The sequence below is a fragment of the Flavobacterium eburneipallidum genome (assembly GCF_027111355.2).
GTDB classification, from domain to species: domain Bacteria; phylum Bacteroidota; class Bacteroidia; order Flavobacteriales; family Flavobacteriaceae; genus Flavobacterium; species Flavobacterium eburneipallidum.
This window is the reverse complement of sequence record NZ_CP114291.2, coordinates 420511-442917: the sequence shown is the minus strand read 5'-3', so window position 1 is coordinate 442917 and position 22407 is coordinate 420511. Positions and strand designations below refer to the sequence as shown.

Sequence of the window (22407 nt, the reverse complement as noted above, 5' to 3'; positions counted from 1 at the left end):
TGAATTATTAATATATTATTTAAAGTTTTATATTACAAATTAGAAAAGAAATCATTTCCTTTATCATCCGTAATAATAAAAGCAGGGAAGTCTTTAATGGTAATTTTACGAACGGCTTCCATACCCAATTCTTCAAAATCTACTACCTCAACTGAAAGAATGTTTTCTTTGGCCAAGATTGCTGCAGGCCCACCGATTGATCCCAAATAGAATCCACCGTAAGTTTTACAGGCATTCATGACATCTTTGGTTCGGTTTCCTTTGGCAAGCATAACCATACTTCCACCATTCTTTTGGAACTCTTCTACGTAAACGTCCATTCTTCCCGCAGTAGTTGGTCCAAAACTTCCTGAAGCCATACCTTCTGGTGTTTTTGCAGGACCTGCATAATAGATTGGGTGGTTTTTAAAATATTCAGGCATTGGTTTACCGGCATCCAATAATTCTTTGATTTTGGCATGCGCAATATCACGAGCTACAATCAAAGTTCCGTTTAGTTTCAAACGAGTTTTGATTGGATATTGTGATAGTTTTTTAAGGATATCTGCCATTGGCTGGTTCAAATCAACCTCAACCGCTTCTTCTAAATGTGGTGGTGTTTCTGGCAACAAACGTTTTGGATTGACTTCCAATTGCTCTACAAAAATACCGTCTTTGGTAATTTTTCCTTTGATATTTCTATCTGCTGAACAGGAAACTCCCAATCCAACCGGACAAGAAGCAGCGTGACGTGGCAGACGAATCACACGAACATCGTGTGTGAAATATTTCCCTCCAAATTGCGCTCCGATGGCACTTTCTTGACAAATTTGTTGCACTCTTTTTTCCCATTCCAAATCACGGAAAGCCTGACCAGACATATTTCCAGTTGTTGGCAAATGATCAAAATAACCTGCTGATGCTTTTTTGACCGTAGCTAAATTGGCTTCTGCTGAAGTTCCTCCAATCACTAAAGCCAAGTGATACGGCGGACAAGCCGAAGTTCCCAAATCCATTATTTTAGCACGGATGAAAGCATCCAATGATTTCTCATTCAATAGAGATTTCGTTTGTTGGTACAAATAGGTTTTATTGGCAGAACCTCCACCTTTTGCTAAAAACAAAAACTCGTAAGAAGCTCCTTTTTTAGCATAAATATCAATTTGTGCAGGAAGATTGGAACCTGAATTCTTTTCTTCAAACATACTGATGGGTACAATTTGAGAATAACGCAGATTTCTTTCTTGGTAGGTGTTAAAAATCCCTTTAGAAAGCCATTCGGCATCATCGGCTCCTGTATATACATTTTCTCCTTTTTTGGCCATTACAATCGCCGTTCCAGTATCCTGACAAGAAGGTAATTCGCCATCAATAGCCACCACTGCATTTTGTAATAAATTATAAGCTACAAAACGGTCGTTGTCTGTTGCTTCTGGATCGTCCAAAATCGCTTTCAGTTTTTCTAAATGCGAAGTACGCAACATAAAAGAAACGTCTTTCAAAGCTTCTTGAGCTAACAATTCCAAACCTTTTGGGTCAACGTTTAAGATTTCTCTATCTCCGAATTGTTCTACTTTAACAAAATCAGAACTGATTTTTCGGTATTGTGTATCGTCTTTTAAAATGGGATAAGGATCCTGATATATAAAGTCCATAGTATGATGTTTTTTAAGAACGCCAAATATAAGAATTGTATAAAGAATGAATAGCGATTTATATCAAGAACCGCTATAAATTAGTGACATAATTAACAAAATTGGATTAATGAGAACAATGATTTTTAATTATTGGAAACAAAAAAAGCTACATTCATTCAGAATTGCAGCTTTTGTTTTCTTTTTAAATTGAAAATTAATTTACCGAAATCAGATTAATTTCAAATATTAAAGCGGAATTTCCTGGAATAGGACCAGCGCCATCGGGACCGTAACCTAATTCAGATGGAATTAAAAGAATTCCTTTTCCTCCTTCTTTGAAATAGGGAATTCCTTCTGTCCAGCCTGGAATCACATTTTGCAATGGAAAAGAAATTCCTTTTGCATCACTTTGATCAAAGACTTCTTTATTAGTAAAAGAGCCTTTGTACGCTACAGTAACTTCCGAATTTGCATCAGGTTTTTTCCCCGTTCCTTCTTTTTCAATTACATAATACAAACCCGATTCAGTTCGTTTTGCTTTCAATTTATTATCAGCAATGTATTTTAAAATCTCTGTTTCGTTATCGATTTTAGGAATGACTGTTTCTTCCTTTTTCTTATCATTACAAGAAATTAAAAGAACGACTATGAGAGCTAAAAATGTATATTTCATAATTTGTTTTGTTGTAATAATTAGGCTAATATGCTGGTAAGTAAGAAAAGGATAATCAATCCTATGGCAATGTATTTAGTGTATTTTGACATTTTTTTTAATGTTTTAAATGAATATTAGATTTATAATTTTAAAATTGAATTTAGAAAAACCAGCTCGCCACAAAAATCGCTGTAATCACACAAATCACATCGACCAAAAGCATAGTTCCTAAAGCATATCTTGTGTTTTTTATATTAACGGAACCAAAGTAAACCGCAATCACATAAAAAGTACTTTCGGCACTGCATTGAAAAATACTGCTCAATCTTCCAGTCATTGAATCGGCCCCAAAAGTATTCATCGAATCGATCAAAAATCCTCGTGATCCTGCAGAACTAAAGGGTCTTAATAAGGCTACTGGCAAAGCATCGGTAATCCCTTTACTAACCCCAATATTTGAAAAAACAAAAGCAATTCCGTTGCTAATAATTTCAAACAAACCACTGTTTCTGAATAAAGAAATAGCCACTAACATTCCCAAAACATACGGAAAAATAGTCACACCAGTCTTCACCCCATTATTGGCTCCTGACACAAAAGCTTCGTAAACAGTTGTATCTGCATCTGTAAATTTTTTCTCTTTAAGAAAAGAAAAAATCAAAGTAGCCAAAATAATCCCAACCAATATTAAAGCCGATAAATTAGAGGTAAAATAGTTTTTTCCAATTAAATCCAAATGATTTACATACATCAACAAACCAATAATCGCAGCAATTAAAGTAATCAGTCCAAGAACTAAAGATGCACTTTTGAAATTAATTCTTTGCTTCGCTCCAACAATAAGAAAGGCTGCGATTGTACCAATAAAAGAAGTGATAATACAAGGTAACATTACATCTGCAGGATTCGCAGCACCCGCAGCAGCACGATAGCCAATGATTGAAGTTGCAATTAAGGTAAGTCCCGAAGCGTGCAGACACATAAACATAATTTGGGCATCGCTGGCTTTGTCTTTTTCAGGATTTATTTCCTGTAAACTTTCCATAGCCTTTAATCCAAATGGAGTCGCGGCTGAATCCAATCCTAGGAAATTGGCAGCAAAGTTCAAGGTCATATAGGAAATTGAAGGGTGGTTTTTGGGAATGCTTGGAAATACTTTTACAAATACCGGACTCAATACTTTGGCTAGTTTTTCAGACACTCCGGAAATGATTAAAAGCTCCATCAAGCCACAGAAAAAAGCGAGATAAGCCATCAATGGCAAAATCAAATCCAGTAAAGTACTTTTACAAGTAGGCAATAACCCGTCTGATTTTTGAACTCCGCTAAAAATTTTTACGGTTTTATTTTTATATACATAAGTAGTATCGGCATTCAACGTATCTCTATTGATAGTAAAAGCTTTCGCGTCCGATTTATTGATGCTGTCTTTTATAAATGCAGGAATCTGATCGATATATTTTTCTGAAATCAGAATAGGATCGTCTTTTTTTCCGTTCAAAACATGGTCAATCGTATAATTGTTTCCAGAAAACAAACTGAAAATCACAAATGCAATCGACGAAATGAAAATGACCAGCCAAAATCTACTTAATACCATAATTTATAATTTTTGTAAATGTAAATATTTAACCGCAAAGTTCACAAAGGGTTTTCACAAAGTACACTAAGAAAAAAATTAACCGCAAATTGCTTCGCCTATCGCTATCGCTCGGGTCGCAAATCATTTAATTAAACATGAATAATCTCATCTTCAATCAATAAATCTTCCCGTCTTAATCGAAGGAAAATCTGCGCTACGGCAATCGTATCTTTTTCGCAATAGGTTACAATTCGGTCGATGTCTTTGTCCACATAAAAAACATGACCTACTTGGCTGCCGTCGATATCGCCTTTGGGAGAAGGAATTCCAAGTACTTTACACATTAATTTTAATGAGGTGAAATGTTTGTAATCGCCAAATTTCCATAATTCTAAAGTATCGAGATGCGGAATTTCCCAAGGTTTTTTGCCAAATAAATTCAACTTGTTAGGAATAGGAATCTGATTGATAATCATTCGTCGTGCTAGGAAAGGAATATCAAATTCTTTGGCATTATGACCGCACAAAACGTGTTGCGGTTGGTTGAAATGGTTGTTCAACAAATTATTGAAATCTTTCAAAAGTTGGGATTCTTCGCCAAAAAATGAAGTCACTCTAAAGTTTCGAATGTCACCTTTGATGACAAAATACCCCACAGAAATACAAATAATTTTTCCAAACTCTGCCCAAATTCCAGCCCGATCATAAAACTCTTCTGGCGTGTGTTCGTCTTTGCGTTGGTATTGGGTTTTAAGTTCCCAAAGCGTTTTCATTTCATCGTCTAACGAATTGAAATCTTCCGTTTCTGGAACAGTTTCAATATCCAAAAAAAGAATGTTATTGAGGTTGATTTTTTCGATCATAAATTAAATATTGGAACGCAGATGACGCTGATTTGACAGATTTACGCAGATTTCCTTTTATAAATAAATTGAAAGTAATGGTTTACGAATTTATAAAAATAATGCTAACGTGTTACAAATATTTCAAAATAAACTTTGTTGAGTAGTTGGGTTTTCATGTTCCAACAACCATTTTTTGCGCCACAATCCGCCAGCGTAACCCGTGAGGGAACCATCGGTTCCAATAACTCTGTGACAGGGAACCACAATCCAAAGCGGATTTTTCCCATTGGCAGATGCCACAGCCCGAATCGCTTTGACATCACCTAATTTTTTGGACAATTCCAAATAAGACATGGTTTTCCCGAAAGGAATTTCGAGTAATCCTTTCCAAACTTTTTGTTGAAATTCGGTTCCTGATGGATTTAATTGAAAAGTGAAATCAATTCTTTTTCCATCGAAATAATCATTTAGTTGATTAACCGCTTCTTCTAAAATAACCGGAATAATTGAAGAAATCTCGCCTTCATCAGCAATAGAAATTACAGCAATTCCTTTTTCATCGCCCATAATTTTGGCGACTCCTAAAGGCGTTTTGAGGTAAGCTGTTTCCATAAATTTAAATTGAATACTAAATTAAACAAAGTTATGACGATAAATAAAGTTTCTAACATCGACTTTTACCAAATACACTAAAAAGTTAATATTCGTATCTATAAAACAGTAATCCTTATTTTTTATGATATTTTTTTTACTATATGTTTTTTTTACAAATATTTTTTATATTTTTATAAATTAAATTTTACAATCAAAATTATCAAATAACTAATTAACCTTTAAATACCTTAAATTATGACCAAACTATTACTTAAAAACAAATTGACAACCGCTCTTTCATTAATGCTGTTTGCCACATTTGTACCAATGCAATCGATAGCACAAGCGAAAAAAGTAGCTTACATACAGTTTAGCAAGGCTATGGATGCTACAGCATCACAAACAGGTAACGCAACCGCTACCGGAAGTGATGCCATTACTAGAATGCTTACAGACACTGGCTTTGATGTAACAGTTTATGCCTGTGATGCAAATGGTAAAAATCTTGCTACGAATGTGAGTGTAGATACAGAAATTACAGGAGCAGATTTAATAATAATGCAGGAAACTTGGGGTTCTACAGCTGCAGCTATTAAACCTACAGGAGTACTAGCCATTAGAAAATTATCATTATTAAACATACCTGTAATTTATAACAAATCATTTGCTTTTCAAAAAGTAAACACTAGAGCTATTACTTCTGTTACAGGAACTACTTATGATGTTACAAGTGCAAGTAGTTTGTCAGGTCAAGTAGTTTCAGGCAAAGAGTCTAACCCAATTTTTAATGGAATCACTGGTACAAGTATTCCTTTTTTCAATGCGGGAGCTACTGATACAGGACAATTGGGTATTGCTACATCTGTTAAAGCTTTATCTCTTGTGAATGATTTAGAAATTGGTGCACTTGGGACTTTGTTAGCAGGAACTAGCGGAAGCGTTGCAGCTGGTACACCTATTGCAACTACTTCTAATGACACTTCATTGTTTATTAATCATATTCCAGCTGGAACTCAAATTGGAACAGATCCTTTAGACAAACTAGCTACAAAAGACATGATTCTTTTTGCATTAAATTATGGTGCAATTGCAGCTGGAAATGGTTCAAATATTACAAATGAACTTTTAACTGTTTGGAGAAATGCTGCACACATATTAACTGGAAGAACTGTTCCTACAACTTTATACCAAAAACCATTAAGTATAAAGGAAAACACTTTGGCAGACAATAGCGTTTCAGTATCTCCAAACCCTACTAAAGGTTTGGTAACTGTAACTAGTACTTCTGCGGTAAAAGCAGTTACTGTTTTTGACACTACAGGAAAACAAGTTTCTGCAAGCAAAACCAATACTGTTGATTTATCAAGCCAAGCAAAAGGAGTTTATTTAGTAAACGTTAAAACAGAAAATGGTTCAACTACTAAAAAAGTTGTGGTAGAATAAATCATCTTTCTAACAATAAAAAAAGAAGCCGTTTCAAAAATTTGAAACGGCTTCTTTTGTTTTCAAATTATTTACTTTTCAAAAATTCAATAGCCGTTTTAGCTATTTCAGAAGAATGTCCTTTGGGTGTTGCCAATAAAATATCCGTAAAAAGATTGACCGATTTTATTTCGATATACCCAATTTCGGGATAATTATGACTTTTTAGAATAGTTGTTGGAACAATGGAAACCCCTAATCCATTTTTGACTAATTGTATAATCGAAGAAATATTGTTGGACTCGTGAACTACTTTGGGTGCAAAGCCAAAATGAGCGCAAATTTCGAGCAAATTATCATAATACTGTGGCGAATAGTCTTTGTTGAAAAACACAAAAGTAGTTTCACTCAAACTAGCAATTTGCTGTTCCGATTCAATGGAATACAAATTCTTGTTGAATACTAATGAAAAATTGTCTTTAAACCATAATTGAGTTTCAATTTTCGGTGAATACAAAGGCGCACGAACAATTCCTAAATCGATTTTAAATTCTTCTAATGCTTTTATTTGTTTGACTGTTGGCACTTCATACAACCTGAAATTCACATACGGAAATTGTTCTGATAGCTTTTGAATTAAAGTTGAAATATCTCCCGAAAATGTAGAACTCACATAAGCAATTCGGAATTCGCCACTTTGATTTTCGCTTACTTTTTTGGTTTTAATGTTAATGCGTTCGATGTTTTTCAACACCTCTCGCATTTCTTTTTCATAGAATTTTCCCGCTTCAGTAAGAACCACTCGTTTATTATTCCGTTCGAAAAGTTGTGCGCCAATTTCAGTTTCCAATTCTTTGATTTGACGACTTAATGGGGGTTGTGAAATAAATAGTTTTTCGGCAGCACGAACAAAGCTTAATTCTTCGGCTAGTTTTAGAAAATATTTGATGTGACGCAATTCCATAGATACTTATTAAGTATTAATTAATGACAAAATAAGTATTTTTAAGTCATATATAAAAATTATAGGTTTGTAAAAAAACAAGAGCTATGAAAAAATCAACAGTTACAGAAATCAGAGAACGTTTTGATAATGAGGTCGAACGCTTCTCAAATCTAGAAACCGGTCAAGTTGCCACGATAGATGCAACACTTTCGTTGGAACTTTTAACTTCGGCTGCAAAAGTTATAAAACCCGATGCTACAACACTTTTGGATTTGGGTTGTGGTGCTGGAAATTACAGCTTGAAAATGCTGTCTAAAGTGCCAAACCTAGATTGTACTTTGGTAGATTTAAGTCAAAATATGTTGGACAAAGCCTATCAACGGGTTTCGGAAGTTACTTCTGGAAAAATTGAAATCATTCAAGGTGATATACGAGAAATCGATTTGCTTACAAATCATTTTGACATTATTTTGGCAGGTGCCGTTTTGCATCATTTAAGAGAAGGTTCGGACTGGGAATTTGTGTTTCAAAAATTATTCAACAGCTTGAAATTCGGTGGTTGTTTGATGATTTCAGATTTGATTTTTCAGGAAAACCTAGCTGTCAATGAATTGGTTTGGGAAAGATATGGCGATTATCTAACGCAAGTTGGAGGAAAGGAATACCAACAAAAAGTCTTTGATTATATCGAAAAGGAAGACACGCCAAGATCAATGACTTTTCAATTGGATTTAATGAAAAAAGTAGGCTTTTCGAGTACCGAAATTTTGCATAAAAACAGTTGTTTTGGAGCTTTTGGAGGGATAAAGTAGTTTAACCACAAAGAACACGAAGGAGGCACAAAGAACACAAAAGGTTTGTTTAAAAGCACAAAAACTTTTTCAATTAAAAAAATCAACCGCAGATTCACAGATTTCACAAAATACTTTTAAAAATCTGTGAATCTGCGGTTTTTAAATATCTATTTCAAATTCGAATAAATATATCCTTCCAAAGCTTTCAGTTCCTCGTCTGAAAATGTTTTTGTTAATTCGATATTGGCTTGCATTAAAGCAAATTGAGAAGGATCGACAATAGCTTCACTTTCGCCTTTGAAAAAACCAACCATATTGCCACTTTTCTCTTTATAGATTTTGGCAATTTCCTGTAAACTTGGCCCAATCAGTTTTTGATCCACTTGATGGCAGGAGATACAATTTCCTTTGCCTTCGAAAATTTCTTGTCCCAGAGCTTCTGGAGTTTGATTAGTAACTACTTCTTCAGTTGCTGTTACTTCAGGTTTTCCAAAGGATTCTTCACTTTCTTTCTTACAAGAAAATACAAGAATAACTATTACTATTAATGTTAGTTGTTTCATATTATTATTTTTGATTCAAGATTATAGCTGCTTCTTTGGCAAAATAGGTCGAAATCAAACTCGCTCCTGCCCTTTTGATACACATTAATTGTTCCATCATAATAGCATCATTGTCGAGCCAGCCTCTTTCAGCAGCAGCTTTGATCATCGCATATTCACCCGAAACGTGAAAAACAGTTACTGGAACATTCACCGCATTTTTTACTTCACGAACGATATCCAAATAGGCAATTCCTGGTTTTACCATAACCATATCAGCACCTTCTTCGACATCCCAAACGGCTTCACGAATGGCTTCAATGCGGTTGGCATAATCCATTTGATAGGTTTTTTTATCTTTTGGAACAACAACATCAGCATCTTTTGGAGCACTTCCCAGAGCATCACGAAATGGGCCGTAAAAAGCCGAAGCATATTTAGCCGAATAACTCATAATGCCCACGTTATGAAAACCTGCAGCGTCCAATCCTTCACGCAAACGCAATACACGTCCGTCCATCATATCGGATGGAGCAACAAAATCGGCACCAGCCTCGGCGTGAGAAACTGCCATTTTTACCAAAGCAGCAACAGTCGAATCGTTTTCGACATCGCCATTAGCAATAATTCCGTCGTGACCATAAATGGAATACGGATCCAAAGCTACATCGGGCATCACAATCATTTCGGGACAAGCAGTTTTGATGGCACGAATGGCTTGTTGCATCAATCCGTCTTTGTTCCAAGCTTCGGTACCAGCGTTATCTTTTAAATCTTCGCTTATTTTTACGTAAATATTGACTGCCCTAATTCCTAAAGCATAAATTTCTTTGACTTCCTCCACAGTCAAATCAATCGAACGGCGAAAAATTCCTGGCATTGACGGTATTTCAACTTTTATGTTTTTGCCTTCGGCAATGAACATCGGAAACATAAAATCGGTGGGACTCAAACTGGTTTCACGAACCAATGAACGAATGGATTCATTAGTTCTTAATCTTCTACCTCTGTGTAATGGGAACATCTAATTAATTTTTTGAAAGAGGTCGTAAATTTACAGAAATTAACCCATATTTTCGAAATTTGTCACAGGAATAGAAATCATTATTTTGATTTTTGTAATACATTTACTTTTTTAAATAAAAATGTATTCTATTTAAGAATGCTTAATTTCTTTTAATGAAAAAATTTCTAGTCTTAACTTGCTGTTTATTGCTTTGTAGTTGTTTTGAAATTACAGAAAAAATAAAGCATCACGACAATCAAAGTGGAGAATACTCGGTCACTGTTGATTTTTCGCAATCTTGGTTCAAGACCAAATCGGCGATGTTACTGGAGGAAGTAGATGGCGTAAAAATTCCAAGTGAGCAAGAAATTACTCAAAAATTACTCGATTTTAAACATTCCGCTTCCAAAATTGAAGGTATTTCGAATGTCATTACCAAAACTGATTTTGATAATTATATCTTCACCATTCGTCTTGATTATCAAAATCTAAAAGCGTTAAACAGCGCACTAAATAGCATCAACAAACAAAAAAATCAGGTTTATTTTGCTGCAGACAAGAACAATTTTCAGCGCATTGCTAGTTATTCTTTTCCAGAAAATTTACTCAAAGATCCCAAGAAAAAACCCGATTTAGAACAAGCGAATGTTATTGCTATTTATACTTTTGACCGCGATGTCGCCTCGGTAAATAACGGAAATAGTAAGATTTCAAAAAACAAAAAAACTATCTTTTTGAAACACAATGTCTATAATGTGCTTAAGAAATCGGCACTAATGAATAACACCATCCAATTAACACCTTAATTTATGCAATGCCATCAAATAAAGAGCAACAACATATTATGAATTATAACAAAACAATTTTTACGTTTATGAAAAACATTTTACTCTTCTTAATCCTGTTGATTAGCAATTTTGGTTTTTGCCAAACACCTTCGGATAAATACGATTATTTCGTGCAATACAACGGCAATGCACTGGCAAAAAAAGTAAATTTTGATCAAATTGTCCACCATCCTTTTTTGACTGAATTAAAAAAAGAACCTACTGATTTTGGAAGTCCCGAATTTTCGGCTTTGTTTAAATTAGATCAAACTGCCAGTATTGTTGGAAATTTTACCGACAGCATTCCGTATTATCGCATTAGTATTCCAATCAAAAACAGAGAGAATATCAAGCAATTTTTGATTAAAAACCAACAAAAAAAGCAAGTCTCTGATTCGTTGGCAAAGTATGAAATTCAGGATTTTCCAAATTATTCGCTATTTACTTCTAGTAATGAGCGATTTTCTATGGCTTGGAATGATGGCTATTTAGTAATTTTTGAATTCACAAAAAAATTTAGTGAAGTAGATCAAAAAGCGATACTGGATCAAGCCGCAATGACTGTCGATTCTGCCGCGGTTGAGCCTCCAACAGAAATTGTTGAAGAAATAGCTGTTGACTCGACTGCTAGCGAAAATACCGTTGAGTCAGATGCTTTTTTTGCAAACGATTCTAATTATGATACAGAATACCAAAACAGAAAAATTGCTTTTGACAGTATTCAAAAAACAAACCAAATTGCGTTTCTGAAATCTCTTTTCGAAAATGGCTTTGTAATGCCTACTTCGACCAAAGTAAACCCCAAAGCCGATATTTCATCTTGGGTAAATTATGGTGGCGTTTTGTCTAACCTCACTTCGGCATTCGGTTCATTGAGTAAAATCAATACCTATGGAAAATATTTTCCTTTTCAACAGGGCTTTGGCAGTTTTATAAAAGGAGTCAATTTTGATTTCTACTTTGATAATGACAATGCTCGCATCGAAGAAATAGTGGAATATTCAGAATCTGTTGCTGCTATTTTAGGCAAGGTCAACAACCGAAAAATCAACAAGAAAATATTTGACTATTTCCCTGAAAAAGAACCATTGGCTTTCCTTTCCTATCATTTTGATTCCGAAGAAATGCTGAAAAACGTTCCACAATTAACGAGTGAAATTTTTGCTAATGCCTATATTTCTAAAGAAGACTTTTCAATGGTTACCGATTTAATTAGCACCATAGTTGACGAAAAAGCAACAGCTACTTTGTTTGATGGTGATTTGAGTTTGTTTTTACAAGACATTCAAAACAAAGCCGTGAAAACAAAAGTCACTGAATATGATGATAATTTTGAAGCTACTACGGTAGAAAAAACGGTAAACAAATCAGTTCCTTTATTTTCTATGATTTTCACTTCAACACATCCAACTTTTGGAGATAAATTAATTCAATTGGGGCTTCGCAAAAAACTATTAATCCAAAAAGAAAATTATTATGAAATTCTTGGAGATTCGACTTATGGAAAATTTTTCATACTGAAAGACCAAGATGTAATTGTAATTAGCAACAGTTATGAAAACCTTAAAAACAACAAAAGTGAGTTTGCAAAAGAATTGAAAAAAGAATTGAAACGCAATTATTTTACCTCCAAATTAAACATTAAAAAAGCGATTGAAACTTATTCTGATGTAGAAAAAACAACTTCAAAAAGCAATGAAACCTTTACGAAAGTAACTTCCAAATTTAAGGATATGGTAGTACTCTCTCCCAAAAAAATCACAGATAATAAGTTGCTAGTGGAATTCCGATTAAACACGGTTGAAACGGATAAAAACGTAATGTTGCAAACTTTAGATTTGTTGAAAGAAATTACTAAAAAATAGTATTTAAAAACATAAAAAAGTCCCGAAAATTTCGGGACTTTTTTATACCCAATCAACTGGGTTTTCTAATACTTTTATCAATTTTCCTTCTTCACTTCCCGATTCTGGATGATGGTCATATACCCATTGTACATTTGGTGGTAAAGACATCAAAATACTTTCTATCCTTCCGTTGGTTTTTAGTCCAAACAAAGTGCCTTTGTCGTGTACCAAATTGAATTCGACATAACGTCCTCGGCGAATTTCTTGCCAAGTTCTTTGTTCTGGTGTATAAGGCAATTTTTTTCTTCTTTCAACTATTGGAACGTATGCTTCCAAGAAACTATTCCCTACTTCGGTAACAAAGCTGAACCAATTTTCCATTGGCATTTGCTCGGTTGCTTTGCAATAATCGAAAAACAATCCGCCAATTCCTCGGGCTTCGTTGCGGTGTGCATTCCAAAAATAGGCATCACATTGCTTTTTGTATTTTGGGTAAAATTCTGGATTGTGTTTGTCGCAAGCGGTTTTACAGGTTTGATGAAAATGAGTTGCATCTTCTTCAAACAAATAATAAGGTGTTAAATCCTGTCCGCCTCCAAACCATTGTTGGATTACATTTCCATTATCGTCATACATTTCGAAATAACGCCAATTGGCGTGAACCGTTGGCACCATTGGGTTTTTAGGATGCAAAACCAAACTCAATCCACAGGCAAAAAAATCAGCTTCGCCTACATTGAACAATTTCTGCATACTATCCGGCAATTTTCCGTGTACTGCCGAAATATTGACACCGCCTTTTTCGAAAACGGTTCCGTTTTCTATCACACGAGTTCTTCCGCCACCGCCTTCTGGTCGTTCCCAAATATCCTCACGGAATTTAGCCTGACCATCAACAGCTTCTAATCCTGAAACTATGGTGTCTTGGAGGTTTTGTATGTATTGGTAAAATTTGTTTTTCATTTAAAACTAGATTATTTCCTTAAAAAGGAAAAAAATATTCCAAAAACCCAAAATAATATTCCTGCTGTTATTAATGGATAAATTATTAATTTAAAATAAATTGTCTTGTTTTTAGTTTTAAAACATTTACTATAAATCAAAATTATTAATAAATATAAAAAGGTAAGAATGACTGTTATAATTGGATATCCAATTGTCTTCCATCCCGCTGCACAAGCTTCACTTGAACTCATATAGTTTTTTGGGAAGAGAAAAAAATTCAGTGCACTTAAAATCCAAAAATAATAAAACCCAAAAAAAACAAGTTTTAATATTATTTTAATTCCAAATATAACTTTTTCCATTATTATAAGGCACTTATTTCTTTTGATATTCCTTCACAGCATCCACAAAAGCTTTGGCGTGATCTACAGGAATATTAGGTAAAATTCCGTGACCTAAATTGGCTATGTATTTGGTTGCTCCAAATTCGTCAATCATTTCGTGAACCATTTTCTTGATTGTAGGAATTGGCGACAACAATCTTGATGGATCGAAGTTTCCTTGTAAAGTCACATTTCCTCCAGATAAATATCTTGCATTTCTAGCCGAACACGTCCAATCAACTCCCAAAGCCGAAGCTCTACTTTTTCCCATTTCGCCAAGGGCAAACCAACACCCTTTTCCGAAAACAATTACTTGTGTTTCGTCTGCCAAGGCATTAATGATTTGGTTGATGTATTTCCAGGAGAACTCCTGATAATCTACTGGCGAAAGCATTCCTCCCCAAGAGTCAAAAATCTGAACGGCGTTTACTCCTGCTTTTACCTTTTCTTTTAAATATAAAATAGTCGTATCGGTAATTTTTTGCAATAAAGTATGCGCTGCAGCTGGGTTTGAGAAACAAAAACCTTTAGCTGTATCAAAACTTTTAGAACCTTTCCCTTCCACTGCATAACAGAAAATCGTCCAAGGCGAACCTGCGAAACCAATTAACGGCACCTCATCGTTCAGCATTTCTTTTGTCAATTTGATGGCATCAAAAACATAACCTAAAGTTTCATTCACATCTGGAACATAAACCTGATTTACTTGTGCCATTGTACGAATTGGATTTGGAATAATTGGCCCCAAATTGTCTTTCAATTCCACGTGAATTCCCATTGCTCTTGGCACAACCAAAATATCCGAAAACAAAATCGCTGCATCTGGTCCGATAATACGAATAGGCTGAACAGTGATTTCTGCTGCCAATTCTGGAGTTTCGCAACGCGTAAAAAAATCATATTTGTCACGCAAAGCTCTGAATTCTGGTAAATATCTTCCGGCTTGACGCATCATCCAAACTGGTGGACGTTCAACTGTTTCTCCTCTTAATGCTTTTAAAAATAGGTCGTTCTTTATCATTTTGGTTTCTTTATTTTGAAAAAAACCTAACAGGTTTTGAAAACCTGTTAGGTCTAAATTATTTATATTCTTGGATTACATCTTCAATCACATTTTCAACCGAAGGCTGATCTGCGACTATTATATTTCTTGTTATATGATCTAAAGCTTCTGCGGTGGTTTCGCCAATGCAAAAGCAAATTTCATTTTTTATTTTATTATCTTTCAAATAACTTTCAATGGCTGACGGGCTAAAAAATAGGATTCCATCCACTGGAGTTTTTACTTTTTGTGGCGTCAAAGTGGTTTCATATACCTGAATTTCATTGAAGTTGACTTTGGCTGCTTTCAAGGCTTTTGGCAAAGTTTCTTTTCGGAGATTCCCGCTGAAAAAAGTATAGCTTTGGTTGGCATAAATTAAAGTGATTATTTCGGCTAAATCGGCAGCATAATCAAGGTAAACCTCAACCGTAAAACCATTTTCTTCCAATAATGCTTTGGTTTTCATACCGACACAAAACACATTTTTGGATTTTAATTCATTACTTTTTGGATGAAGTAATACACTTTGAGCCGCATTTTGACTCGTGAAAATTAAATTATCATTGATGTCTTTTAAATCAAAATCCGAGTTTTCGGTTTTGATAAAATTGACTTCGATTACTGAAAAACCAGCATTCAATAAGGCTAGCTTTTGATGGCTCAAAAGTATTTTTGTGGAAAGAATGTTGATTGAATTAGTCATTTATTTGTTTATCAAATTTTTCAATTAATATTTTATTCTGCTTTAAAAAAAGAAAAACACATAAGGCAGTATGATAATTAAAAACAGTAAAAAAAAGGAAAATATTCTATCAGATGTTTTTACCTTTTTACCTCCACTAAATTTTTTATCATCAATATCACTCGAACCTCTTAACCATAGATATAAATCTCTATTGTGAATTGCGTAACTTAATTTCATAATTATAAAATCAAAAACAGAAAACAAAAAAGGGGTAACAAATGCCCAGCCACAAGATTTCTCGTCAAATTCATTACTATTAGTATAAAGACAAATTCCGACTAAAAAAAATATCATTACAGCAAACCATTTATATTTATTTTTGACCCACTTTTTCTTCCTATTATACAATAAGATAAAGTTTATGAATAATGGAATTACTGATACAATTGCTGTTATATTTAAATCCATTAATTTGAAATCATATTTCTAATTATTATCTAGCAATTTTATTTATACTATTTAATTCTTCAAACTTTCCTTAATCTTTTTCATCAACTCCGCACCACCATTTTCGAGGATTTCATTGGCACAATTAAATCCTAGTTTTTTCCATTCGCTGACATCTACAGTTTTTTCAATTTCCAATTGCTGTTTTCCATCGATAGACAGTAAAACACCTTTGAAAGTGAAAGTGTCTTCCAGTTCGCAATAAGTTGCCAATGCTCCAATTGGGGCTGTACAACCGCCTTCTAGTTTTTTTAAAAATTGTCTTTCTATATAAGTACAGATTTCAGTTTCTACATGATTCAATTGAGAAACAGCATCCAAAGTAAAATCGTCGTTTTGCATCGCTACGATTACCATTGCACCTTGAGCTGGTGCGGGAATCATCCAGTCTAAATCGATAAAATCGGTTGGTTTGAGGTTGATTCTTTCTAAACCTGCAGCTGCAAAAACGGCTCCATTCCAATCGTTTTCTTTGAGTTTTTGCATTCGCGTATTTACGTTGCCACGCAAATCGACTACGGTATGATTAGGATATTTATTCAACCACATCGCCTGACGACGCAGACTTCCTGTAGCGATTGTTCCATTTTCTTCCAGAAAATCAAGGTTTCCTTTGTGAACCAAAATATCTAAAGTGTTAGCTCTTTCGAGAACCGCCGCCTGAACAATCCCAATTGGTAAAGCTGTTGGCACATCTTTCAAAGAATGTACAGCAATATCAACTTGACCATTTATCATGGCAATGTCTAATGTTTTGGTGAAAATTCCTGTAATTCCGAGTTCGTAAAGGGGTTTGTCGAGAATAATATCTCCTTGCGATTTTACGGCAATAATTTCGGTTTTATATCCTAAATCGTTTAGTTTCTTTTCGACGGTATGGGCTTGCCAAAGTGCTAATTCGCTATCGCGAGTTCCTATTCTAATAACTTTTTGAGCCATTCTTTATTGTTTTTGAACCATTAAGAAATTAAGGATTATGAGGTTTTAATCTCTCTATGAAAGGGTAATTTTATATTTTTCTTCGGCAGCCGAAGTTGTTTTTTTAGGAGCCAGTTGCCCAATTTGGAATACTTTTTCGATAAATTCAATGCTTTCATCTACTGAAGTGTTTTCGTCTTTGAGATGGCTGGCAAAATGATTGGTAATTTTTTGGATGATTCTATTGCTAATCAACTCAGCTTGTTCTTCGTCAAAATTAGATATTTTTTTACGTTGAAAAGTCAATTCGCTGGCTACAATATCGTTTAATTTGGCTTTTAATGCGTGGATGGTTGGTGCGTATTTACGACCATTCATCCAGGTATTCAATTCCAGTTTCATGTCTTCGATAATAGCTTCGGCAGCAGGAATGTGTTGTTTTCTTCTTTCGAGCGTATCATCCGTTATTTGAGACAAATAATCCAAATGTATTAGGGTTACATCAGGTAGTTGTTGCACGTTTTCGTTCACATTTTTTGGAATGGATAAATCCAAAATCAACAACGGTTTCTTTAAATTCAAAAGTGCTTTATCGATAGTTGGATTTTGTGCGCCAGTGGCTACAACCAAAACATCGGCTTTTTGTAATTCTTCTTGTAAATCAGCATAATCTTTTACAATTACATTGAGTTTTCCAGCCACAATTTCGGCGGTACTTTTAGTTCTATTGACCAATGTAATATGCTCGTTTTTAGTGTGTTTTACTAAATTTTCGCAGGTGTTTTTTCCAATTTCACCAGTTCCAAAAAGTAAAATATTCTTGTTACCAATATTTTCTACATTACGGATTATATACTGAACGGCTGCAAAAGAAACAGAAGTGGCACCCGAACTAATTTCGGTTTCGTTTTTTATTCTTTTGCTGGTTTGAATCACAGCATTAATCAAACGATCTAAAAAAGTGTTGATTAATCCCAATGATCTTGATTCATCAAAACTGGTTTTTATTTGACCAATAATTTCAAAATCACCTAGAATTTGGCTATCTAATCCTGTTCCAACTCGAAACATGTGATTGATAGCATCTTGGTTTTTATAAATGTAAGCTACTTCTTGAAATTCCTGAACGGAACCATTACTGTTTTCGCAAAGTAATTTGATTAATTCGTAAGGATGATTGGCATAACCGTATATTTCGGTTCTATTGCAAGTAGAAGTTACAATCAATGATTCGATTCCTTCGGCTTTGGCTTGCTTTAATAAAATAGATTTTGTCTTCGCGTCTAGGCTAAATTTTCCTCTAATCGTGGCATCTGCTTTTTTGTAACTTATACCTATAGCGTAAAAAGTGGTGGTTCTGGACATATTAAAATTTTCCATATTATACTTTCCTTAAAAAGTTCAACAAAATTATTATTATCTATTTTATAAAAACAACGCTGTAAGTTCTTTTTGTATCGCTTTATGATAATTTGATTCAAAATAGGAATTACAAAATCGATTATGGGTGGGAATATAGCAAAATCAAGCCTTTTTTTGTTATTTATATAGATTTATTCTAAATAACAATATCGATTGATTGTATATTAATTACGAAAAAATATCGCTCTGGGTTCGAGATAAAGCCTGTTTTAATTTTTAAGCCTATTCGTTAATTTGAAAAAAAACGCTACTTATTACAGTAGCGTTTTTTGTCTGCAAATAGCATTATTTTTGAACAATAGGAGTTCTCAATGATTCTAAAACAGCAACCACATCAGTGTAAAGTTCTGTATTCGAAGCTACTCCATTTGCATTTGCAGCAGCACCTACATAACCTACAAATTTTGTGTAATCAGCATTGCTTGATTTTGTTCCCATACGTGGGTTTGTCGCTGGATCGTGAGCCGCTACCATGTTAAGACCAGAATAAGTATTAACAGCATTTGTTCCTCCAGTATTGAAAGAAAAGAAATCAGTTAAATTATCAACCAATACTGCTAATTTAGTAGTATTACCTGCTCCAACTTCTGTCAAAACTGGTGCAAAATGTGCTCCAAGATTTCCGGAAGCATTTTTTTGAACATCAGCAACAATAAGTCCTACAGTAGAATTTACTACTTTACGGAATGATAAACGACCTTGTTCGATCATTTGTCCTGAATTATCTGGATCGGCAACCATAGTTGTTCCGCCCAAACGAGTGTAAATCGACGCTTTTACTGGCGCTGGAGCATCGTCGTCTTTATCGCAGGAAATAAATGCCGCCGAGGCAAGAAATAATACACCGAGTGTAATTTTTGAATAATTTGTCATGATAATAAAATTTAAGGATTAATTAAAAAATTGATTTATAGATTTAGATACTTTATAGCTCACACTGTTTTGATCTACTGGGCAAACTTCTTTACTTGCCATATTTGCAGGCAAAACAAATCGTTCAGCCTCATAGGATCTTTTGGTCATCAACTCATTGAAAACTTTTTCGGAGTTAGTAATTTTATTATTGTGGAAATAAACCACAACATTTCTTTTTATAATAATAGAATCGGATGTCAACCCTTTGATGGTTCTTAAGTCGGCAGCAATTTGTTTGGCTTGGACTGAATCGATATTCGATTTAAAATCTATTCGGCTCACTTGTAAATTGGCACTATCATAAACTGCTGGTTTGGCTGTAATAATGTGAAACATTAAAATAGCGATAAAAAGGAATGCAATTCCTCCAACTACATAAAATCCTTTTTTGATTGTCTTGTTCATTTTTCATAAATTTTAAAGGTTCTGAAGTCATTTACGTTCGGGTTTCACTTTTGGTTTTATTTAACATTAATTTAGAATTGTTTTAAATAATATTATTTAATAAATCACCTTTAAAAAGAATTTTTTAGAAAACTCTCAACAAATTGAATCCAAAAAACACATCGCCTTTTGTCCAATCTCCAGTAGTTTGTGCTAAATAACCAGCTTCGTGAATGCCTTGTGAACTGGTGAAGTGCATCTGGAAAACGTGTCCTCCTGTTTCTAAATCAAAACCTATAGAAAGCGGATTTTTGTACATTGAATTAGAAGCTCGGTTTACATGAGCAGCATAATCAATGTTGAGCGACCAGCGTTTGGCGAATTTGTAGCGTCCTCCAATTCCAACAGCGTATTGGGTATTGTCTTGTTGGGCATTATCTACAAAATTTTCATGGAAAATAGTTGGTGCAACTTCAAGCGATAATTTTTCGGAAAATTTTCTAGAAATTAATAATTGTTGTACATAAGTAAAACGATCGTCAAATTTTAATTGAGGATACAAACTTTCTTTAAGCGTATTATTTATCGCCAAACTGCTAAAACCTACAATCGTTACCGGAAAACCATCTTTTAATTGATGCATCAAAGTATATTTTGTAGAAAAATCGTAAGCCAATTCGCTTCTGGCAGCGCTAACGGTTAACCAATCTGTCCATCCATAAACAAATTTTATTTGGGTGTTTGCATTGTCTAATCCATAAAAACCTTCGAAGCCGTCTTTTATAGAACCAAATCTATGGGCTACTATAAAATACAAATCGCCTTTGGCAGCTAGTTTTGTCGATTCTAGATTGACAATTTTCAAGGCTTTGAAGGCAGAAGTTACTTTTTCTTTTGAAGCAACAGTGTCTATTCCTGCTAATAAATCGTCTTGCGAAAAGGACGCTAAAGGGAATAATAATAAGAGTAAAAGGAGCTTTTTCATAATATATAATTTAGGTTGTTTGTTAGATGTTTTTTATTGAATAATCGAACTTTGATCCATTTTGAATTCTTCCAGCAGTTCGTCATAGCCAAGAAATCGTCCTTTGATTTTTAGTTTTTTGCCTGAAATAATGGCTTTGGGCAAACTATCGGTGAACGTAGCAAAGAGATTGTTGTCAAGAACGACAGCTTTATTTTCAGAATCAATTGCGGTTACAGTTGCTGCTACTTCAATGGTTTGGTTTTGGTATTTGCTTAAAGCCAAACTATCATTTGTCCAAAATTCTTTTTTCAATTCAGGAATGCTAACCACATAAGTAGCTTCTTCAGAACTAATATCTCTGTGGTCTTGGTAAGTGTACCGATAGGCGAAAAAGGAAATCGCCAGTAGAATGACAATTCCGAATAGTATTTTTTTCTTCATAAGATTAGTTTTTAGTGAGTCCATCTTATGTACGGTAAAAGACAACTATTGGTTTTTTCTAAAAAAGAAAAGTGAATTAAAACTAGAATTTGAATTTCGACGTATATCATTCATCGAACAGATCGAATCCTTTTTTTAACTTAAAAACCAATCGCTATGAAAACTAAAAACTGTTTTGCACTACTATTTTGCACCAGCATTTTGATGTCTTGCTCCAATGACAATCCCGATTCTTTGATGGAAGAAACTCCTACACCTCCCACTAGTGGAACTAAAATAACCTATCAACAAAATGTAAAATCCATTATTGATAACAATTGCGTTTCCTGCCATGCTGCAACGCCTCGAAATGGTACTTCATTGTCATTAGTGACGTATGCACAAGTAAAAAATGCCATTCAAAACCGTGGATTGTTAAGTCGAATTTCATTAAATAATGGCAATAGTTCCTTAATGCCACAAGGCGGACCAAGATTGCCTCAAGCCACGATTGATATTGTAGCAAAATGGGAACAAGATGGATTATTAGAGTAATCATTAAATAAAAAACATGAAAAAAATTATCACATTAGTAATGCTGTGGGCCTCAATTATGACTGTCGCTCAAGAAAAAATGATTTGCAAATCAGGAGTGATTACTTTTGAAGCTTCTGTTCCTTCGTTTGAAGAAGTAAAAGCAACAAACAATAGCGTTACTGTAGTTCTAAATCCAAAAACGGGTGAAATTGCCAGTTTGGCTTTACTGAAAGGATTCCGATTTAAAGTCGCTTTGATGGAAGAGCATTTCAACGAAAATTATGTAGAAAGCGATCAATATCCTAAAGCTGTTTTCAAGGGTAAAATAGAAAATTTTGATACCAAAAGTCTAACTTCAACACCCAAGGATTTTACCATCAACGGAAAACTAGAACTTCACGGAAAAACGGTTGCCATCAAAACCATTGCCCGAATAAGTCAATCGAATTCAGGGATAAATTTAGTGTCCAATTTTTCAGTAAATGCGAGCGATTTTGATATTTCGATTCCAACGATTGTCAAAAATAAAGTATCCAATAAAATTAAAATCCAACTCACTGCCGTGTTCAAATAAAGACTATAACGATAAACATTTTATAAAATTAG

At 34.2% G+C, this 22407-nt stretch carries 25 protein-coding genes; 6 read left to right on the top strand and 19 right to left on the bottom strand.

Annotated features, from left to right (window positions below):
• Positions 1-32 precede the first annotated feature (32 nt).
• From OZP15_RS01810 to OZP15_RS01790, 5 genes are all read right to left on the bottom strand, one after another.
• Positions 33-1634, bottom strand: coding sequence for a fumarate hydratase (locus OZP15_RS01810; protein WP_281336844.1), 1602 nt, complete (start codon positions 1632-1634; stop codon positions 33-35).
• A gap of 196 nt (positions 1635-1830) precedes the next feature.
• On the bottom strand, positions 1831-2289 hold the full coding sequence (locus OZP15_RS01805; protein ID WP_281336843.1) for an FKBP-type peptidyl-prolyl cis-trans isomerase: 459 nt from the start codon (positions 2287-2289) through the stop codon (positions 1831-1833).
• A gap of 142 nt (positions 2290-2431) precedes the next feature.
• Positions 2432-3871, bottom strand: coding sequence for a nucleoside recognition domain-containing protein (locus OZP15_RS01800; protein WP_281336842.1), 1440 nt, complete (start codon positions 3869-3871; stop codon positions 2432-2434).
• Positions 3872-4002: 131 nt separating this feature from the next.
• Entirely contained in the window at positions 4003-4716 is a 714-nt protein-coding gene (locus tag OZP15_RS01795; RefSeq protein ID WP_269226807.1) for a 3'-5' exonuclease, read from the bottom strand.
• A 123-nt stretch (positions 4717-4839) separates the two neighbouring features.
• A complete protein-coding gene (locus tag OZP15_RS01790) occupies positions 4840-5310 on the bottom strand; it encodes a methylated-DNA--[protein]-cysteine S-methyltransferase (protein WP_269226806.1) in 471 nt (156 codons plus the stop codon).
• A gap of 237 nt (positions 5311-5547) precedes the next feature.
• On the opposite strand from OZP15_RS01790, the gene OZP15_RS01785 reads away from it, so the two are divergent.
• Positions 5548-6735 carry a T9SS type A sorting domain-containing protein gene (locus OZP15_RS01785; RefSeq protein ID WP_281336841.1) on the top strand — a complete coding sequence of 396 codons (1188 nt, stop codon included), beginning with the start codon at positions 5548-5550 and terminating at the stop codon, positions 6733-6735.
• Positions 6736-6802: 67 nt separating this feature from the next.
• On the opposite strand, the gene OZP15_RS01780 is transcribed toward OZP15_RS01785, so the two are convergent.
• A complete protein-coding gene (locus OZP15_RS01780) occupies positions 6803-7678 on the bottom strand; it encodes a LysR family transcriptional regulator (protein WP_269226804.1) in 876 nt (291 codons plus the stop codon).
• A gap of 86 nt (positions 7679-7764) precedes the next feature.
• Between OZP15_RS01780 and OZP15_RS01775 the strand changes: the two genes are divergently transcribed.
• The gene (locus OZP15_RS01775; RefSeq protein ID WP_269226803.1) at positions 7765-8472 is read left to right on the top strand and encodes a class I SAM-dependent methyltransferase; all 708 of its coding nucleotides are present in this window, start codon (positions 7765-7767) and stop codon (positions 8470-8472) included.
• A gap of 149 nt (positions 8473-8621) precedes the next feature.
• On the opposite strand, the gene OZP15_RS01770 is transcribed toward OZP15_RS01775, so the two are convergent.
• Positions 8622-9017 (bottom strand): c-type cytochrome, encoded by a 396-nt coding sequence (locus OZP15_RS01770; RefSeq protein WP_281336840.1) that lies wholly within the window; start codon positions 9015-9017, stop codon positions 8622-8624.
• Positions 9018-9021: 4 nt separating this feature from the next.
• Positions 9022-10020 (bottom strand): porphobilinogen synthase, encoded by a 999-nt coding sequence (gene hemB / locus OZP15_RS01765; protein ID WP_281336839.1) that lies wholly within the window; start codon positions 10018-10020, stop codon positions 9022-9024.
• A 155-nt stretch (positions 10021-10175) separates the two neighbouring features.
• On the opposite strand from hemB, the gene OZP15_RS01760 reads away from it, so the two are divergent.
• Positions 10176-10808, top strand: coding sequence for a hypothetical protein (locus OZP15_RS01760; protein WP_269226800.1), 633 nt, complete (start codon positions 10176-10178; stop codon positions 10806-10808).
• A gap of 68 nt (positions 10809-10876) precedes the next feature.
• On the top strand, positions 10877-12694 hold the full coding sequence (locus OZP15_RS01755) for a hypothetical protein (protein WP_281336838.1): 1818 nt from the start codon (positions 10877-10879) through the stop codon (positions 12692-12694).
• Between the two features lie 42 nt (positions 12695-12736).
• Here the strand turns inward: OZP15_RS01755 and hemF are convergent, their stop codons facing one another.
• The 11 genes from hemF to OZP15_RS01700 all read right to left on the bottom strand — a co-directional run bounded on the left by hemF (position 12737) and on the right by OZP15_RS01700 (position 21285).
• A complete protein-coding gene (hemF, locus tag OZP15_RS01750) occupies positions 12737-13639 on the bottom strand; it encodes an oxygen-dependent coproporphyrinogen oxidase (protein ID WP_269226797.1) in 903 nt (300 codons plus the stop codon).
• 11 nt (positions 13640-13650) lie between these two features.
• The gene (locus tag OZP15_RS01745; RefSeq protein ID WP_281336837.1) at positions 13651-13983 is read right to left on the bottom strand and encodes a hypothetical protein; all 333 of its coding nucleotides are present in this window, start codon (positions 13981-13983) and stop codon (positions 13651-13653) included.
• Positions 13984-13996: 13 nt separating this feature from the next.
• Positions 13997-15025: a uroporphyrinogen decarboxylase gene (gene hemE, locus OZP15_RS01740; protein WP_281336836.1), complete on the bottom strand. Its 1029-nt coding sequence runs from the start codon at positions 15023-15025 to the stop codon at positions 13997-13999.
• A gap of 58 nt (positions 15026-15083) precedes the next feature.
• Positions 15084-15749 (bottom strand): uroporphyrinogen-III synthase, encoded by a 666-nt coding sequence (locus tag OZP15_RS01735; protein ID WP_269226796.1) that lies wholly within the window; start codon positions 15747-15749, stop codon positions 15084-15086.
• A gap of 42 nt (positions 15750-15791) precedes the next feature.
• Positions 15792-16199, bottom strand: coding sequence for a hypothetical protein (locus OZP15_RS01730; RefSeq protein ID WP_281336835.1), 408 nt, complete (start codon positions 16197-16199; stop codon positions 15792-15794).
• A 51-nt stretch (positions 16200-16250) separates the two neighbouring features.
• On the bottom strand, positions 16251-17177 hold the full coding sequence (gene hemC, locus OZP15_RS01725; protein ID WP_269226794.1) for a hydroxymethylbilane synthase: 927 nt from the start codon (positions 17175-17177) through the stop codon (positions 16251-16253).
• A gap of 54 nt (positions 17178-17231) precedes the next feature.
• Positions 17232-18536, bottom strand: a complete 1305-nt coding sequence (gene hemA / locus OZP15_RS01720; RefSeq protein WP_269226793.1) for a glutamyl-tRNA reductase — start codon at positions 18534-18536, stop codon at positions 17232-17234.
• Positions 18537-18863: 327 nt separating this feature from the next.
• Complete coding sequence (locus tag OZP15_RS01715; protein ID WP_269226792.1) at positions 18864-19451, bottom strand: hypothetical protein; 588 nt, start codon at positions 19449-19451, stop codon at positions 18864-18866.
• Between the two features lie 18 nt (positions 19452-19469).
• Positions 19470-19898 carry a hypothetical protein gene (locus OZP15_RS01710; RefSeq protein ID WP_269226791.1) on the bottom strand — a complete coding sequence of 143 codons (429 nt, stop codon included), beginning with the start codon at positions 19896-19898 and terminating at the stop codon, positions 19470-19472.
• A 124-nt stretch (positions 19899-20022) separates the two neighbouring features.
• Complete coding sequence (locus OZP15_RS01705; protein ID WP_269226790.1) at positions 20023-20862, bottom strand: DUF5777 family beta-barrel protein; 840 nt, start codon at positions 20860-20862, stop codon at positions 20023-20025.
• Positions 20863-20895: 33 nt separating this feature from the next.
• The gene (locus tag OZP15_RS01700) at positions 20896-21285 is read right to left on the bottom strand and encodes an OB-fold protein (protein ID WP_281336834.1); all 390 of its coding nucleotides are present in this window, start codon (positions 21283-21285) and stop codon (positions 20896-20898) included.
• 156 nt (positions 21286-21441) lie between these two features.
• Between OZP15_RS01700 and OZP15_RS01695 the strand changes: the two genes are divergently transcribed.
• Both OZP15_RS01695 and OZP15_RS01690 read left to right on the top strand, forming a co-directional pair.
• A complete protein-coding gene (locus tag OZP15_RS01695) occupies positions 21442-21819 on the top strand; it encodes a c-type cytochrome (protein WP_269226788.1) in 378 nt (125 codons plus the stop codon).
• Positions 21820-21835: 16 nt separating this feature from the next.
• A complete protein-coding gene (locus OZP15_RS01690) occupies positions 21836-22375 on the top strand; it encodes a YceI family protein (protein WP_281336833.1) in 540 nt (179 codons plus the stop codon).
• The last annotated feature ends 32 nt before the right edge of the window (positions 22376-22407 follow it).